This window comes from Bacillus cereus group sp. Bce041, from assembly GCF_052646455.1.
In genome coordinates this window covers 770776-784243 of record NZ_JBQXON010000001.1, presented here as the reverse complement: position 1 = coordinate 784243, position 13468 = coordinate 770776, and the positions used below count along the sequence as shown (strand labels likewise).

The following is a 13468-nucleotide window of genomic DNA, read 5'->3' as shown; positions in this document are numbered from 1 at the left end:
CCAAGGAGGAAACAAGAAAAATGAAAAAGGTTTCTGTATTACCCGCTTTTATTATAACGTTCGTATGTATGCTAGCTTTTCTTGTAATGCCATACGGGAATGCTTCAGCAAAACTAGCTGATGGTACTTACGATATTAATTACGTAATTCAAAAAGCGGAAAATGATTCAGCTTCAATGGCAAATGACTATTTTGAAAAGCCGGCAAAATTAATAGTGAAAAACGGTGAGATGAGAGTACAAGTTCCGATGAATCATAGTGCTTGGATTACAGAATTTAAAGCACCAGAGAACGGAAATTTTGTTGATGCGAAAGTTGTTAGTAAAGATGAATCGGCAGATAAAAGAACAGTAGAGTTTAAAGTAGATGATTTATCCAAACCGGCAGCTGTAAAAATTCATGTTGTTGTACCAAGTGCAAACTATGACCACCACTACACAATTCGTTTTGCTTTTGATGCAAATGTAAAAGCTGTAGGTGGCGATAATGGCGTAGCTGCTACAACAAAAAATAATGATCAAGCGAAAACAGATACACAAGTAAAAGAAGAGAAAACAAAAGTAGAGAGTAAGGAAACAGCTAAAGAAGTGAATAAAGAAACAAAAAATGAAAATGGAAAAGCTGAAAAAACAGATAACCCAAAAACAGGCGATGAAGCACGTATTGGATTGTTTGCAGCGTTAATTCTTATTTCAGGTGCTTTCTTAATTCGTAAAGTGAAATTGAGTAAATAAATCTTTTGAAGGGTGATGAATATATGTTTAAACAATTTAAAATGATTATTGCCGTATTTGCTGTTTTATTTACATTTATCGCAACACTAGGTTTACAAGATGCAAAGGCTGCTACAAAACTAGCTGATGGAAAATATAATATTGCTTTTACTGTATGGAAAGGCGATAAAGATGAATCGTCTAGAATGAATAGTTATTTTGAAAGCCCAGCAACATTAACAGTTAAAAATGGAAAACAATATGTTTCATTTAAAGTGAAAGATAGTGCTTCTATTAAAAGTTTCCAAGTAGAAAAAGATGGTCAATTTGTAGAAACAACCGTGTTAAGTGAAAACAAAAAAGATAATACTAGAGTTGTAGAATTTGAAGTTGCTGACTTGTCAAAAAAACTAAATGGCAAGGTGAAAATTAATATTCCAATTATTAATTATAATGCTTCGTATGATATTCGCTTTGTATTTGATGGGAACAGTATTAAATAATTTTCAAAAGGGAGAGTCGTTCCATTGAACAGGTATACAAAAATTATTGTTGCTATGTTTTTAATGATATTTACATTCGTATCAACATTACAACCACTTGCAGTTCAAGCAGCTACCAAGTTGGCTGACGGTGAATATTCAATTGGCTTCAAAGTTTTAAAAGATACATCAGATGAAGAATCGATGATGAATCAATATTCAGTAAGTCCGGGAACTTTAAAAGTGAAGGATGGGAAAAAGAAAGTATCCTTTACATTAACAAATAGTTCATGGATTACGAAATTTGAAACAGAAAAAGCAGGTAAGCTAGTTGCGACAAATGTAATTAGTGAAGATAAAGAAAAAGATACAAGAGTAGTAGAATTTGATGTAGAAGATGTAGAGAAGGTATTAAATGCAAAAGTAAAAGTAGATATTGATTTTTTAAATTATCATCATGAGTACGACGTTCGTATTGCATTTGATCAAAATAGCATTACACCAATTCATGTAGAAAAACCAAATGAAAAAGAGGACCCAGCTAATAAGCCAGATCCAAATGAAACTACCGATCCAGGTCAGAAGCCCGACCAAAAGCCTGACCCAGATCAACAACCAAATTCTAACACAATTACAGATGGTGCGTACAGCATTCCATTTAAAGTGTTAAAAGATCAAACAGATGAAGAATCTAAGATGAATAGTTACATGGTAAATCCAGGAGTATTAAAAGTAGAAAACGGTAAGAAAAAAGCAATTGTAACACTAAAAAGTAGCTCATTAATTAAAAATTTCCAAACGGAAAAAGATGGCGCATTTGTTGATGCAAAAGTAGTGAGTGAGGATAAGGAAAAAGATACAAGAGTAGTAGAGTTTGAAGTAAACGATTTATCTAAAAAACTAAATACAAAAGTATTTATCGAAATGGCATCAAGAAATTATAAGCAAATGCATGATGTACAACTTTTATTTGAACAAGATAAACTTGAACAAATTAAAAATGAAGAGAAACAACCGGAAGCAGAAAAACCGGAAGCAGAAAAACCAGAAGTAGAAAAACCAGATGAAAATAAAAAAACAGATGCTGAAACAATTAAAGATGGTGAATACAGCATCAATTTTAAAGCATTAAAAGATCAAACAGACGAAATTTCAATGATGAACACATATACAAAAAGTCCAGGTGTGCTAAAAGTAAAAGATGGTAAGAAGTATGTATCATTTACGTTAACGAACAGTTCTTGGATTACAAAATTTGAATTTGAGAAAAATGGTTCGTTTGTTGATGCAAATGTAATAAGTGAAGATAAAAAAACTGATACACGCGTAGTGGAAGTAGAAGTACCAGATTTATCGAAAAAGTTAAATGCAAAAGTAAAAGTAGATATCGATTCAATGAATTATCACCATTTTTACGATATTCAATTTGCATTTGATAAAGGTAGCATTAAGTCGTTAGATAACCAAGGTGAAAACAACAACCAAGGTGAAAACACAACAATTGATCCAAAAGCTCTTAAAGATGGTGAATACAGAATTGGCTTTAAAGTGTTAAAAGATCAAACAGATGAAATCTCAATGATGAACACATACACAAAAAGCCCAGGTGTATTAAAAGTAAAAGATGGTAAGAAATACGTATCGTTTACATTAAAAAATAGTACATGGATTACGAAATTTGAATTTGAGAAAAATGGTTCTTTCGTTAATGCAAAAGTGTTAAGTGAAAATAAAGAACAAAATACAAGAGTAGTAGAAGTAGAAGTAAACGATTTGTCTAAAAAATTAAATGCAAAAGTAAAAGTAGATATTGATTCAATGAATTATCACCATTTCTATGATGTTCAATTTGTATTTGATCAAGACAGTATTAAAGCCTTAGGGAACCAAGGCGGAAACGACAACCAAGGCGGAAGCGACAACCAAGGCGGAAGCGACAACCAAGGCGGAAACGACAACCAAGGCGGAAACGACAACCAAGGTGGAAACGACAACCAAGGCGGAAACGACAACCAAGACGGAAACAACAACCAAGGTGGAAATAATAACCCGAAAGTAATAGTTGATCCGAAAAATTTAGTAGATGGCCAATATGATATTACATTTAAAGTATTAAAAGATAAAACAGATGAGATTTCAAAGATGAATGACTATGTTGTAAATCCAGCGAAATTAATCGTAAAAGATGGTAAAAAATATATTGAGATGACGCTGAAAAATAGTGCGTGGATTACGAAATTCCAAACGGAAAACAATGAACTATTCGCTGATGCGAAAGTAGTAAGCGAAGATAAAAATGTAAATACGCGAGTAGTACAGTTTGAAGTAGAAGATCTATTTAAAAAATTAAACGCAAAAGTAAAGGTAGACATCGATGAGATGAACTACCATCATTTCTACGATGTGCAAATTCAATTTGATACAAATAATATCGGCGCGTTAGGAACTCTTAAAGAGGAACCGAAAAATGAACCGAAAAATCCAGTGACTACACCGAAAGTAGATAATGTAAAAACAGTAGGTACTCCTGATTTTAACCGAAATGCAGATGGTCAGAAGAAAAAAGAAGATACAAAAAATGATTCGAAAAAAGAGAAAAACTCAAAAACTGCAGATACAGCACAACTTGGTTTATATATGGTGTTACTGCTAGGTTCACTTGCTTTACTAGTTCGTAAATATAGAGCAGGTAGATTGTAATTTTTGGAGTCTTGATGCATATTCGCGTGCATCAAGACTTGTTTCATATTGTATGGAAAGGAGTGGTGATTGAGAGTGAAGAAAATTGCAAGTGTACTAATGGCTATCATTTTGTTAATGAGTATAGCTGGGTGCTCATCACCCAAAAAAGAAACAGCAAAGCAGGTAAAGAGTGAGAGTAAAGAGCGCGTTGTTGCAACAACAGTGGCTGTTACTGAAATTATGGATGCGTTAGAAGTAGATTTAGTTGGCGTTCCAACAAGCTCTAAAACTTTACCGAAGCGATATAAAGGTTTACCTGAAGTTGGGAATCCAATGAGTCCAGATATGGAAATGGTAAAGTCATTAAAGCCTTCAGAAGTGTTATCTGTGACAACACTTGAATATGAATTAAAGCCAGTTTTTGATGGTGTGGGTATGAAAGCAAACTTTTTAGATTTAACGAGTTTGAAAAATATGCAAAGTTCTATTAGCGATTTAGGTAAGAAATATGGGCGTGAAAAACAGGCCGAAGCAGTAGTAACTAAATTAGATAAAAAGGTTGCTAGCATTCAAAAAGAAGTAAAAGGAAAGAAAGAACCGACAGTGCTTATTTTATTAGGTGTGCCGGGAAGTTATTTAGTAGCAACAGAGCATTCTTATATTGGAGATTTAGTGAAACAACTAGGTGGTAAAAATATTGTGCAAGGTGAACAAGTAGAATATTTAGCTTCTAATACAGAGTATTTAAAGAAAGCTGATCCAGATATTATTTTACGAGCAGCTCATGGTATGCCTGATGAAGTTGTAAAAATGTTTGATAAAGAATTTAAAACAAATGATATTTGGAAACACTTTGCTGCGGTTAAAAATAACCGTGTTTACGATTTAGAAGAGCGTTTATTTGGAACGACAGGCAATTTAGCAGCAATTGAAGCGTTAGATGAATTGAAAAAAATGATGTATCCGTGATGCATTTTAATATAAAGGAAGAGTAGAATGAATAAAAAAACTTGGAGTTTCCTCATTGTTACTGCATTGCTTATTGTTATGACATCATTGTCAGCGATGAAAGGGAGTTTAGAAGTAGGTATTGTTGAACTTGTACAAGGGATATTTACAGGTGGAAATGAAGATGTTGAAGTCATTAAAGATTTACGTTTCCCGCGTATTATTATTGCGTTGTTCACTGGAGCGGCTCTCGCTGTTTCAGGTGTGCTTTTTCAAGCTGTTATGAAAAATCCACTCGCCGATGCTGGGGTAATCGGTATATCTTCAGGAGCAAGTTTTATGACACTCGTTATTATTACGTTGTTTCCGCAATTCTTTTTCTGGACACCCGTATTCGCCTTTTTAGGTGGTGCGCTTGCATGTTATCTCGTTTATTCGTTTTCATGGAAATCAGGATTAAGCCCGCTTCGCATTATTTTAATTGGTATTGCCATTAATGCAATGTTTACTGGATTAAATGAATCATTCGTTACGATCTGTGGGTATTTTATTAAGAGTATTAAGCAAACGACGACTTCTAATATAACAATGAAGACGTGGGGCGATGTAGAAATAATGGTGACTTATGGAACGATTGGTCTTATTCTTGCTCTGTTCGTAGGAGCTTGGTGTAACTTATTATCGCTACAAGATAAGACTGCGAAAAACTTAGGCTTGCACGTGACGAGAGTTCGTCTTATTATTTCTGCCATTGCAGTACTCTTAGCGGCAGTATCAACAGCGATTGCAGGTGTTATTGCTTTTGTAGGATTACTAGTTCCGCATATTTCAAGACAATTAGTCGGTTCAGACCATAAAGTATTAATTCCATTTTCTGCGCTTGCAGGGGCGTTATTAATTTTGACGGCAGATACAATTGGAAGGTTAATTGTGCCACCTAACGAAATTCCAGCAGCAACAATTATGGCGGTTATTGGTGGTCCATTCTTAATATTTTTGCTTAGAAAGAGTGATAAAGTTCATGGAAATTAAAAATGTAACCTTTTCATACGATAACGTAACAAATCGTTTAAAGTCTGTTAGTAGTGAAATAGAAATTGGGAAAATTACAACAATCATTGGACCGAATGGATGTGGGAAATCAACATTACTTAGTGTCATGTCTAGAAACCACGCTCCTAGCAGTGGAGAAGTAATACTTGATGGGAAAGCGATTGGTGAATATAAACCGAAAGAGTTTGCTAGAAAGCTAGCAGTTGTCCATCAACAAAATGAGGCTCCAGCAGATATTACAGTGGAAAAGCTAATAAGCTTCGGGCGTATGCCATATAAAAATATATTCTCTCCGCAAACAGATGAAGATAGAGAAGCGATTGAGCGTGCACTAGTATGTACGAATTTACAAAGTAAGCGTGATAAGCCAATTTATGCTTTATCTGGTGGAGAGAGGCAGCGAGTTTGGATCGCGATGACATTAGCTCAAAATACACCAATGCTCTTCTTAGATGAGCCGACCACATATTTAGATATTTACTATCAGTTAGAAATATTAGAGTTAGTGAAAGAGTTAAATGAAGTGCATGGACTAACGATTGTAATGGTATTACATGATATTAATCAAGCCATTCGTTATAGCGACCATATTATCGTTATGAAAGATGGAGAAATCATTACGAAAGGTATTCCTAATGATGTAATAACAGAAGAAATGGTTAAAGCAATATACGGTGTAGATGTCATTGTAAAGCAGGATGAAGATACCGGATTGTACATGGTACCTATGGGAATCTAAAGGCTGAGCATAATCCGTTTTGAGGTGATAATTTGAATAGTAAGAAAGGACGGAAAAAGAATTCTTTTTTTCAACGCATACTTACAATTGTGTTTTTAGGAATCTTTTTCTATTCAATGTATGAGTTGGGCGGGATTTTCATGGATTATTATGAAAATCGTAAAGTAATGGCTGAGGCACAACATATTTATAAGAGAAGTCCAATGGAAGAAAAATCAGAAAATGGAGAGGTACGTAAACAGTTTCAGGATCTCCAGAAAATTAATCCAGAGATAGTCGGATGGATTACGATGGATGATACACAAATTAATTATCCAATCGTTCAAGCAAAAGATAATGATTACTATTTATTTCGTAATTATAAAGGTGAAGATATGAGAGCGGGAAGCATTTTTATGGACCATCGTAATGATGTGAAATCTCAAAATCGAAATACGATTTTATATGGCCATCGTATGAAAGATGGTTCTATGTTTGGTAGTTTGAAAAAAATGTTGGATGAAGACTTTTTTATGTCTCATCGTAAATTATATTACGATACATTATTTGAAGGATACGACGTTGAAGTTTTTTCAGTATACACGACAACAACGGACTTTTATTACATTGAAACGGATTTTGGAAATGATGCAGCATATGCATCGTTCTTAAAGGAAATTCAAGAAAAATCACTGTACAAAACGGATACGGAATTGACGGCTAATGATGAAATCGTAACACTTTCTACTTGTGATTATGCTCTTGATCCAGAGGCTGGAAGGCTAGTTGTACACGCAAAATTAGTAAAAAGAAATTAAAGAAAAAAGTATAGAATATGAGAAGTGATAGATAACGCTTCTCATATTCTATACTTTAAAAAAGGACTGTTCTTACTGTGCTGCAGCCATTGGCATACGTACAACTTTTACATCATAGTAAGCAATTTTATTATCAAGAATATATTCTGGCATTCCGCCTTGATGTGAGTGAGCATCTTTAAATGCAGCGCTCTTTGTCCAACCTTGGAAATCTTCTTTTGCATTCCAGCGAGTGCTAATTGTTACTTCATCATAATCAACTGTATTTTGTGTTAAAAGAACTTCTAGACCTAAAAAGCCTGGCATCGTTTCAACTTTACCTACTTTATTAAAACGCTCAATTAATTTATGCCCATTTCCCTTTGTAATTTTAGCTGTATTTGTAACAATAATCATGTTTATTCCTCCTATAAATGTAGCTATATTTTCAAGAACTCATATACATCAAATGATAATGAAAATCATTATCATTGTCAATGGTAAATGTGAAATATATAAGTTTTTTTCTATTATTTTGGACAGTGAGATTTTCATTTCAAAACATAGTAAATATGTGGCGGTTAAGTGCGAGAATGAGCTAGTTGTACTAGCAAAGCAATAATATGGTATAGTGAAACGAGGCTGTTTTTTCAGTCTCGTTTTTCAAATGCTTCCTGTAGAGAAAGCATGCAAATGGAAAGGAAGTTATTATATGCGATTAGAAGTAACTGTAAAAATAAAACCGAAATTTATAAAAGAAATTAAAAGTGGATATCCGCTTATTTTAAAAGATGCGATTCAAAATTTAAATGATGTTCGTGAAGAAGGAACAATCATCAAAGTAGTAGATGAGAAGAACAACTTTGTCGGAAAAGGTTATTATGGAAAGCAAAATAAAGGATACGGCTGGATTTTAACGAGAAAAGAGAGTGAACAAATTAATCAATCTTTCTTTGAAAGTAAAATCAAATCTGCCCTACATAAACGAAAGCAATTTTATAAATCAAGTGATACGACAGCATTCCGTGTGGTGAATGGTGAAGGTGATGGTCTTGGAGGACTAATTATCGATTATTATGATGGCTACTACGTAGTAAGTTGGTATAGTGAAGGGATTTACACTTTCAGAGATGAGATTATAGCCGCTCTTCAAAAAGTAGCAAACTTTAAAGGTATTTATGAGAAAAAGCGTTTTGATACGAAAGGGAAATATATTGAGGGTGATGATTTCGTAGCAGGAGAGCGCGGCGAGTTCCCACTTATCGTAAAAGAGAACGGTGTGAACTTTGCGGTTTATTTAAATGATGGGGCAATGGTTGGTGTATTTTTAGATCAACGTAACGTTCGAAAACAAATTCGTGATAAATATGCAAAGGGAAGAACAGTGTTAAATATGTTCTCTTATACAGGTGCTTTCTCTGTATTTGCAGCGCTTGGCGGAGCAAGTAAAACGACGAGTGTTGACCTTGCAAATCGTAGTTTAAGTAAAACGATTGAGCAGTTTAGTGTAAATGAAGTTGATTATGAAGCACAAGATATTATTGTAGAAGATGTATTTCTTTACTTCAAATATGCAGCTAAAAAAAAGATGAAATTTGATATGGTCGTACTTGATCCTCCAAGCTTCGCCCGCTCAAAAAAATATACATTTAGTGCAGCAAAAGATTATAAAAATTTATTAAAAGAAACAATTGCTATTACAGAAAATAACGGTATTATCGTTGCTTCTACAAATTGTAGCGCATTCGATATGAAAAAGTTTAAAGGCTTTATCGATACATCCTTTAAAGAAATGAATGGCAAATATAAAATATTAGAAGAACATTCTTTACCAGAAGATTTCCGTACCATTGATCAATTTAAAGAAGGAGACTACTTAAAAGTAGTTTTCATCGAGAAAATTAAAGGTTAATAAAGAAAAGGAGCTCGAGTTTACTTGAGCTCCTTTTCTTATTGAACGATATTTTGTACTCTACCGACTTGTCCGTCCTGCAATCGCACTTTAATGCCATGCGGATGGGAAGGGGAGTTTGTTAAAATATCTTTTACAATTCCACGTGTTAATTTGCCTGTTCGTTGATCTTGTTTTAATACAATATCAACTTCAAGACCGGGCGCGATATTAGAACGTTTTTGTCCGTTCATTTACACACCTGTACGTCTACGTTGGTTGTTTGTTTTCTTTGTTTGTTGGTTTTGTAATTTTTTTGTTTCTTGGCTTTGATTTTTTGCATTTTGACCATTTCCATTTCCTTGCTTTTTCTTAGCAAGTTGTTCACGCATTAAATCAGCTAAGCTTACTTTTTTGTTTTCTGACATGATAAGTCTCCTTTATATAAAGTTAATTATGAACAATCATAGTGAATTTCATCATATCATTGTTAAGGAAGGAAGGGAAGTTGGTTTGAAAATTCATATATTTGTTTCAAGTCTGTAGTAGTTACGATACAATTGAGTTGTTAACGTTTGTAAAAAGGGGATAGACATATGTCACATCATATTTTATTAGTTGAAGATGATCTCTCAATTCAAGAGATGGTGGAAAAGTATTTGATAAAAGAGGGCTTTCAAGTAACAATTGCGTCTGATGGAGAAGAAGGCGTGAACACATATTTAAAAGGTTCATTTGATTTGATTATCCTCGACATTATGATGCCGAAGCTAGATGGCTTAGAGGTTGTACGAATCATTCGAGAAAAAAGTGCTGTTCCGATTTTAATGATGTCGGCAAAAGATACAGATGTTGATAAAGCTGTTGGATTAGGACTTGGAGCAGATGATTACATTTGTAAGCCATTTTCTATGATTGAATTAGCTGCACGTGTAAAGGCAGGTATTCGAAGATCTACGAAATATTCGGCTACAGAAACAACAGAAAAGATGATTCAAATTGGTGATTTAACGATTGATCCAATTAATTTTACTGTGGAAAAAAACGGGAAGCCTCTCAAACTTACTTTAAAAGAATTTGAGATTCTAAAATTGTTTGTAAAAAATCAAAATCGTGTATTTACAAAAGCACAAATATATACACTAATTTGGAACGAAGAGTATTACGGTGACGATAACGTTATTAATGTTCATATGAGAAGGTTGCGTGAGAAAATCGAAAGTGATCCATCTAATCCAGAATATATTAAAACGTTATGGGGTATCGGCTATAAGTTGGAAGTGATGTAATATGGTCAATTTGTTAATAAGTATTATTTTTATATTGTTATGTGTCATTTACATACAATATAAAATGAGAAAAAATAGTAGTAAAAATTTACGATACACATATGAAAAATTAGAAAATATTGTAAATTTACAAACAGGCGAGACGCTACTCGTTATGACAGATGATCTAGAATTGCAAAAATTATTAGTGGCAATTAATCAATTATTAGATGCAAAACAGAAAACGAATGCAGATCATGCAAAAGTAGAAATTTCGATGAGAAAAATGCTTTCAAATATTTCACATGATTTAAAGACGCCACTAACAGTTATTCTTGGATATACAGAAATGTTAAATAAGGATAAAACGATGAATAAAGAAGAACAGCAAATATTACTTGAAAAGGTGCATGTGAAAACACTAGAAGTAATGGAACTGATTCATAAGTTTTTTGATTTAGCAAAACTAGAATCTGGTGACAAGGCAATCGAGATGACAAAAGTAAATATGAATGAAGTTTGTCGTGAGAAGATTTTATCTTTTTATGATTTAGTGACGGCGAAAGGGTTTCAAGTTCATATTGATATACCAGAAAGAAATATATATGCACTTGGAAATGTAGAAGTATTAGGTAGGGTATTGAACAATTTAATATCAAATGCAATTACATATGGAGACGATGGAAAGATACTGGGTATGACGTTAAGAGATGATGAAACGAATGTGTATATAGACGTATGGGATACAGGAAAAGGGATTGATGAATCTCATATTGATAAAGTGTTTGAGCGTATGTACACACTTGAAGATTCGAGAAATAGATTGTACCAAGGAAGCGGTTTAGGGTTAACGATTACGAAAAGACTGGTGGAAGCGATGGACGGGAAAATCCATCTTTCTAGTAAACCGTATGAAAAAACAATTTTTACAATTGTATTAACAAAGATACAGTTTTAGCTTGTAGAGCAGTAGATTCTACAAGCTTTTTTTCAGCGTAAGGAATTTGTAAGAAACGGGTAAGAAAAAAGAGATTTCCGTTGTCTATTATAGAAATATAGAGTATTGCGAAAGGGGAAAGTAACATGACATATATATTAAAAACAAATCAGTTAACGAAAGTGTTTAAAGGGAAAGAAGTTATTTCCGGTGTTAACATGCATGTGAAAAAAGGAGAAATTTACGGTTTTTTAGGACCAAACGGTGCTGGTAAAACAACGATTATGAAAATGATTACAAATTTAATAAAACCGACGAGCGGTGAGATTGAAATTTTCGGTGAGAAGTTAACAGATACATCTTATGAAGTATTAAAGAGAATGGGGACGATTATTGAATATCCAATCTTTTATGATAAATTAACGGCGAAAGAAAACTTAGAATTACATTGTGAATATATGGGCTATTACGATAAAAATGAAATTGACCATGCTTTACATTTAGTGAAGCTGCAAGGTATAGATAATAAAAAAGTAAAAGATTTTTCATTAGGAATGAAACAACGACTCGGTATTGCAAGGGCAATCGTAACAAAGCCAGAATTACTCATTTTAGATGAACCCATTAACGGTTTAGATCCAATTGGTATTAAAGAATTAAGAGACTTATTTAAAATGCTCTGCAAAGAATATGGCATTACATTATTAGTTTCTAGCCATATTTTAGGTGAGATGGAATTAATGGCGGATACAATTGGTGTCATTCAAAATGGAAAACTAATAAAAGAAGTTTCAATGAAGAGTATTAACGGAAAACAAACAGAGTACATTGAAATTACTGTTCCTGATGTGAAGCGTGCAGCTTATATTTTAGAAGATAAACTTGGTATAAAAAACTACAAAATAATGAGTGGAAACATGATTCGGGTTTATGAAGTGGCGGTGACACAGCAAGCCATTTCCAAAGCACTTATTATGAACGATGTGGAAATTGAAAGTATTAATAAGAAACATAGTTCCTTAGAAGAATATTTCTTAAATGTAATGGATGGAGAGGGCATTCATGCTTAATGGACTGTGGCTGAACCTGGTAAGTGGATTTATCGTAATGCTAGTAAGTGGAATTTTATATTATAGAAAACCAGAGCGGAAATGGTTGTTAATCCTACTAGTGATAGGAATGTTAAGCTTCGTTACTGCTGGAATTAGAATGTTAGCAGCGTAGAGACAGGTATATAAAGAATGGAGGCGTGGTTTATATGTTTAAATTAATGAAGCTCGAATGGAAGAAACATCAATTATCTAGTTACTTTAAAAGTGTAGCAATTTGTATTATAGCAATTTTCGCTGCAGTAAGCCTTATGGCATGGGGAATGAAAGCCGAGGGAGACGTGCTCTTCTTTGACTTCACACAGAACATGGCTTTAGTAAATATTTTTATTAGGATAACATTCATTATTTTTAGTTCAGTCATTTTATCACGTTTAGTAATTGATGAGTATAAGAACAAAACGATACAACTATCATTTATGTATCCGCTACAAAGGAAAATGCTAATGAGTGCGAAATTAACAATTGTTTTCTGTTTTTGTTTTGTGAGCACGATTATCGCGACTTTCATTATTAGCTTGCTCGTATATTTTGTGAGTCCAATGATGGGACTGATTGAAACACCTGCTACGATAGGTGAAATAATAGCTATCGTTCCAGGTACTATTATAAGTGCATTTATGATATCTGGTATAAGTTTAATTCCTTTATTTTTTGGAATGAGAAAGAAATCGACACCGACAACGATTACTTCAGCAGTAATAATTGGCTTGCTGATTAGTGGTAACTATGGTCCTGGAAACGGTCAAGTAAGTATGTTTGATTTTATAGCTATCCCAATCGTGCTCTGTTTATTAGGAATTTTCATTAGTTATCTATCGTTTCGTAAAATCGACAAGATCGATGTGGCGTGAAGCAAGCTTAAAACGA

General features: G+C 33.5%; 16 protein-coding genes. 13 read left to right on the top strand and 3 right to left on the bottom strand.

What is annotated here, in order from left to right:
* Positions 1-20 precede the first annotated feature (20 nt).
* The 7 genes from isdC to srtB all read left to right on the top strand — a co-directional run bounded on the left by isdC (position 21) and on the right by srtB (position 7414).
* Positions 21-734 carry a heme uptake protein IsdC gene (gene isdC, locus ACUN13_RS04095; RefSeq protein ID WP_000757953.1) on the top strand — a complete coding sequence of 238 codons (714 nt, stop codon included), beginning with the start codon at positions 21-23 and terminating at the stop codon, positions 732-734.
* Between the two features lie 23 nt (positions 735-757).
* Positions 758-1216, top strand: coding sequence for an NEAT domain-containing protein (locus ACUN13_RS04090; RefSeq protein WP_000476164.1), 459 nt, complete (start codon positions 758-760; stop codon positions 1214-1216).
* Between the two features lie 24 nt (positions 1217-1240).
* Complete coding sequence (locus ACUN13_RS04085; protein ID WP_445423676.1) at positions 1241-3895, top strand: NEAT domain-containing protein; 2655 nt, start codon at positions 1241-1243, stop codon at positions 3893-3895.
* A gap of 69 nt (positions 3896-3964) precedes the next feature.
* Positions 3965-4846, top strand: coding sequence for a heme ABC transporter substrate-binding protein IsdE (gene isdE, locus ACUN13_RS04080; RefSeq protein ID WP_142292933.1), 882 nt, complete (start codon positions 3965-3967; stop codon positions 4844-4846).
* A 27-nt stretch (positions 4847-4873) separates the two neighbouring features.
* Complete coding sequence (locus tag ACUN13_RS04075; RefSeq protein ID WP_001036848.1) at positions 4874-5857, top strand: FecCD family ABC transporter permease; 984 nt, start codon at positions 4874-4876, stop codon at positions 5855-5857.
* The gene (locus ACUN13_RS04070; protein WP_000403758.1) at positions 5847-6617 is read left to right on the top strand and encodes an ABC transporter ATP-binding protein; all 771 of its coding nucleotides are present in this window, start codon (positions 5847-5849) and stop codon (positions 6615-6617) included. Before ACUN13_RS04075 ends, ACUN13_RS04070 begins: the two co-directional genes overlap by 11 nt.
* Before the next feature lie 32 nt (positions 6618-6649).
* Positions 6650-7414, top strand: a complete 765-nt coding sequence (srtB, locus tag ACUN13_RS04065) for a class B sortase (RefSeq protein ID WP_001086126.1) — start codon at positions 6650-6652, stop codon at positions 7412-7414.
* Between the two features lie 72 nt (positions 7415-7486).
* Here srtB and isdG read toward each other — a convergent pair whose 3' ends face one another.
* A complete protein-coding gene (gene isdG, locus ACUN13_RS04060; RefSeq protein WP_000587818.1) occupies positions 7487-7810 on the bottom strand; it encodes a heme oxygenase in 324 nt (107 codons plus the stop codon).
* Positions 7811-8105: 295 nt separating this feature from the next.
* Between isdG and ACUN13_RS04055 the strand changes: the two genes are divergently transcribed.
* On the top strand, positions 8106-9305 hold the full coding sequence (locus tag ACUN13_RS04055; RefSeq protein ID WP_088345210.1) for a class I SAM-dependent methyltransferase: 1200 nt from the start codon (positions 8106-8108) through the stop codon (positions 9303-9305).
* Positions 9306-9343: 38 nt separating this feature from the next.
* Here the strand turns inward: ACUN13_RS04055 and ACUN13_RS04050 are convergent, their stop codons facing one another.
* Both ACUN13_RS04050 and ACUN13_RS04045 read right to left on the bottom strand, forming a co-directional pair.
* Entirely contained in the window at positions 9344-9538 is a 195-nt protein-coding gene (locus ACUN13_RS04050; RefSeq protein ID WP_001014310.1) for a YwbE family protein, read from the bottom strand.
* Positions 9539-9712 carry a hypothetical protein gene (locus ACUN13_RS04045; RefSeq protein ID WP_001293578.1) on the bottom strand — a complete coding sequence of 58 codons (174 nt, stop codon included), beginning with the start codon at positions 9710-9712 and terminating at the stop codon, positions 9539-9541. It lies immediately after the preceding gene.
* A gap of 168 nt (positions 9713-9880) precedes the next feature.
* Here ACUN13_RS04045 and ACUN13_RS04040 point away from each other — a divergent pair, with 168 nt between their 5' ends.
* From ACUN13_RS04040 to ACUN13_RS04020, 5 genes are all read left to right on the top strand, one after another.
* Positions 9881-10573, top strand: coding sequence for a response regulator transcription factor (locus ACUN13_RS04040; protein ID WP_000018056.1), 693 nt, complete (start codon positions 9881-9883; stop codon positions 10571-10573).
* Between the two features lies 1 nt (position 10574).
* Positions 10575-11510 (top strand): HAMP domain-containing histidine kinase, encoded by a 936-nt coding sequence (locus ACUN13_RS04035; RefSeq protein ID WP_000247684.1) that lies wholly within the window; start codon positions 10575-10577, stop codon positions 11508-11510.
* A 125-nt stretch (positions 11511-11635) separates the two neighbouring features.
* On the top strand, positions 11636-12559 hold the full coding sequence (locus ACUN13_RS04030; protein WP_000221069.1) for an ABC transporter ATP-binding protein: 924 nt from the start codon (positions 11636-11638) through the stop codon (positions 12557-12559).
* The gene (locus ACUN13_RS04025; RefSeq protein WP_000931817.1) at positions 12552-12713 is read left to right on the top strand and encodes a hypothetical protein; all 162 of its coding nucleotides are present in this window, start codon (positions 12552-12554) and stop codon (positions 12711-12713) included. Before ACUN13_RS04030 ends, ACUN13_RS04025 begins: the two co-directional genes overlap by 8 nt.
* 34 nt (positions 12714-12747) lie before the next feature.
* Positions 12748-13452 carry an ABC transporter permease gene (locus tag ACUN13_RS04020; protein ID WP_000475549.1) on the top strand — a complete coding sequence of 235 codons (705 nt, stop codon included), beginning with the start codon at positions 12748-12750 and terminating at the stop codon, positions 13450-13452.
* Positions 13453-13468: the final 16 nt, after the last annotated feature.

What these genes read in the sequence shown, in the direction of transcription:
- isdC (WP_000757953.1), top strand. Translation starts at nt 21, where the DNA reads ATGAAAAAGGTTTCTGTATTACCCGCTTTTATTATAACGTTCGTATGT.
- ACUN13_RS04090 (WP_000476164.1), top strand. Translation starts at nt 758, where the DNA reads ATGTTTAAACAATTTAAAATGATTATTGCCGTATTTGCTGTTTTATTT.
- ACUN13_RS04075 (WP_001036848.1), top strand. Translation starts at nt 4,874, where the DNA reads ATGAATAAAAAAACTTGGAGTTTCCTCATTGTTACTGCATTGCTTATT.
- ACUN13_RS04070 (WP_000403758.1), top strand. Translation starts at nt 5,847, where the DNA reads ATGGAAATTAAAAATGTAACCTTTTCATACGATAACGTAACAAATCGT.
- isdG (WP_000587818.1), bottom strand. Translation starts at nt 7,810, where the DNA reads ATGATTATTGTTACAAATACAGCTAAAATTACAAAGGGAAATGGGCAT.
- ACUN13_RS04055 (WP_088345210.1), top strand. Translation starts at nt 8,106, where the DNA reads ATGCGATTAGAAGTAACTGTAAAAATAAAACCGAAATTTATAAAAGAA.
- ACUN13_RS04050 (WP_001014310.1), bottom strand. Translation starts at nt 9,538, where the DNA reads ATGAACGGACAAAAACGTTCTAATATCGCGCCCGGTCTTGAAGTTGAT.
- ACUN13_RS04045 (WP_001293578.1), bottom strand. Translation starts at nt 9,712, where the DNA reads ATGTCAGAAAACAAAAAAGTAAGCTTAGCTGATTTAATGCGTGAACAA.
- ACUN13_RS04040 (WP_000018056.1), top strand. Translation starts at nt 9,881, where the DNA reads ATGTCACATCATATTTTATTAGTTGAAGATGATCTCTCAATTCAAGAG.
- ACUN13_RS04035 (WP_000247684.1), top strand. Translation starts at nt 10,575, where the DNA reads ATGGTCAATTTGTTAATAAGTATTATTTTTATATTGTTATGTGTCATT.
- ACUN13_RS04030 (WP_000221069.1), top strand. Translation starts at nt 11,636, where the DNA reads ATGACATATATATTAAAAACAAATCAGTTAACGAAAGTGTTTAAAGGG.
- ACUN13_RS04025 (WP_000931817.1), top strand. Translation starts at nt 12,552, where the DNA reads ATGCTTAATGGACTGTGGCTGAACCTGGTAAGTGGATTTATCGTAATG.
- ACUN13_RS04020 (WP_000475549.1), top strand. Translation starts at nt 12,748, where the DNA reads ATGTTTAAATTAATGAAGCTCGAATGGAAGAAACATCAATTATCTAGT.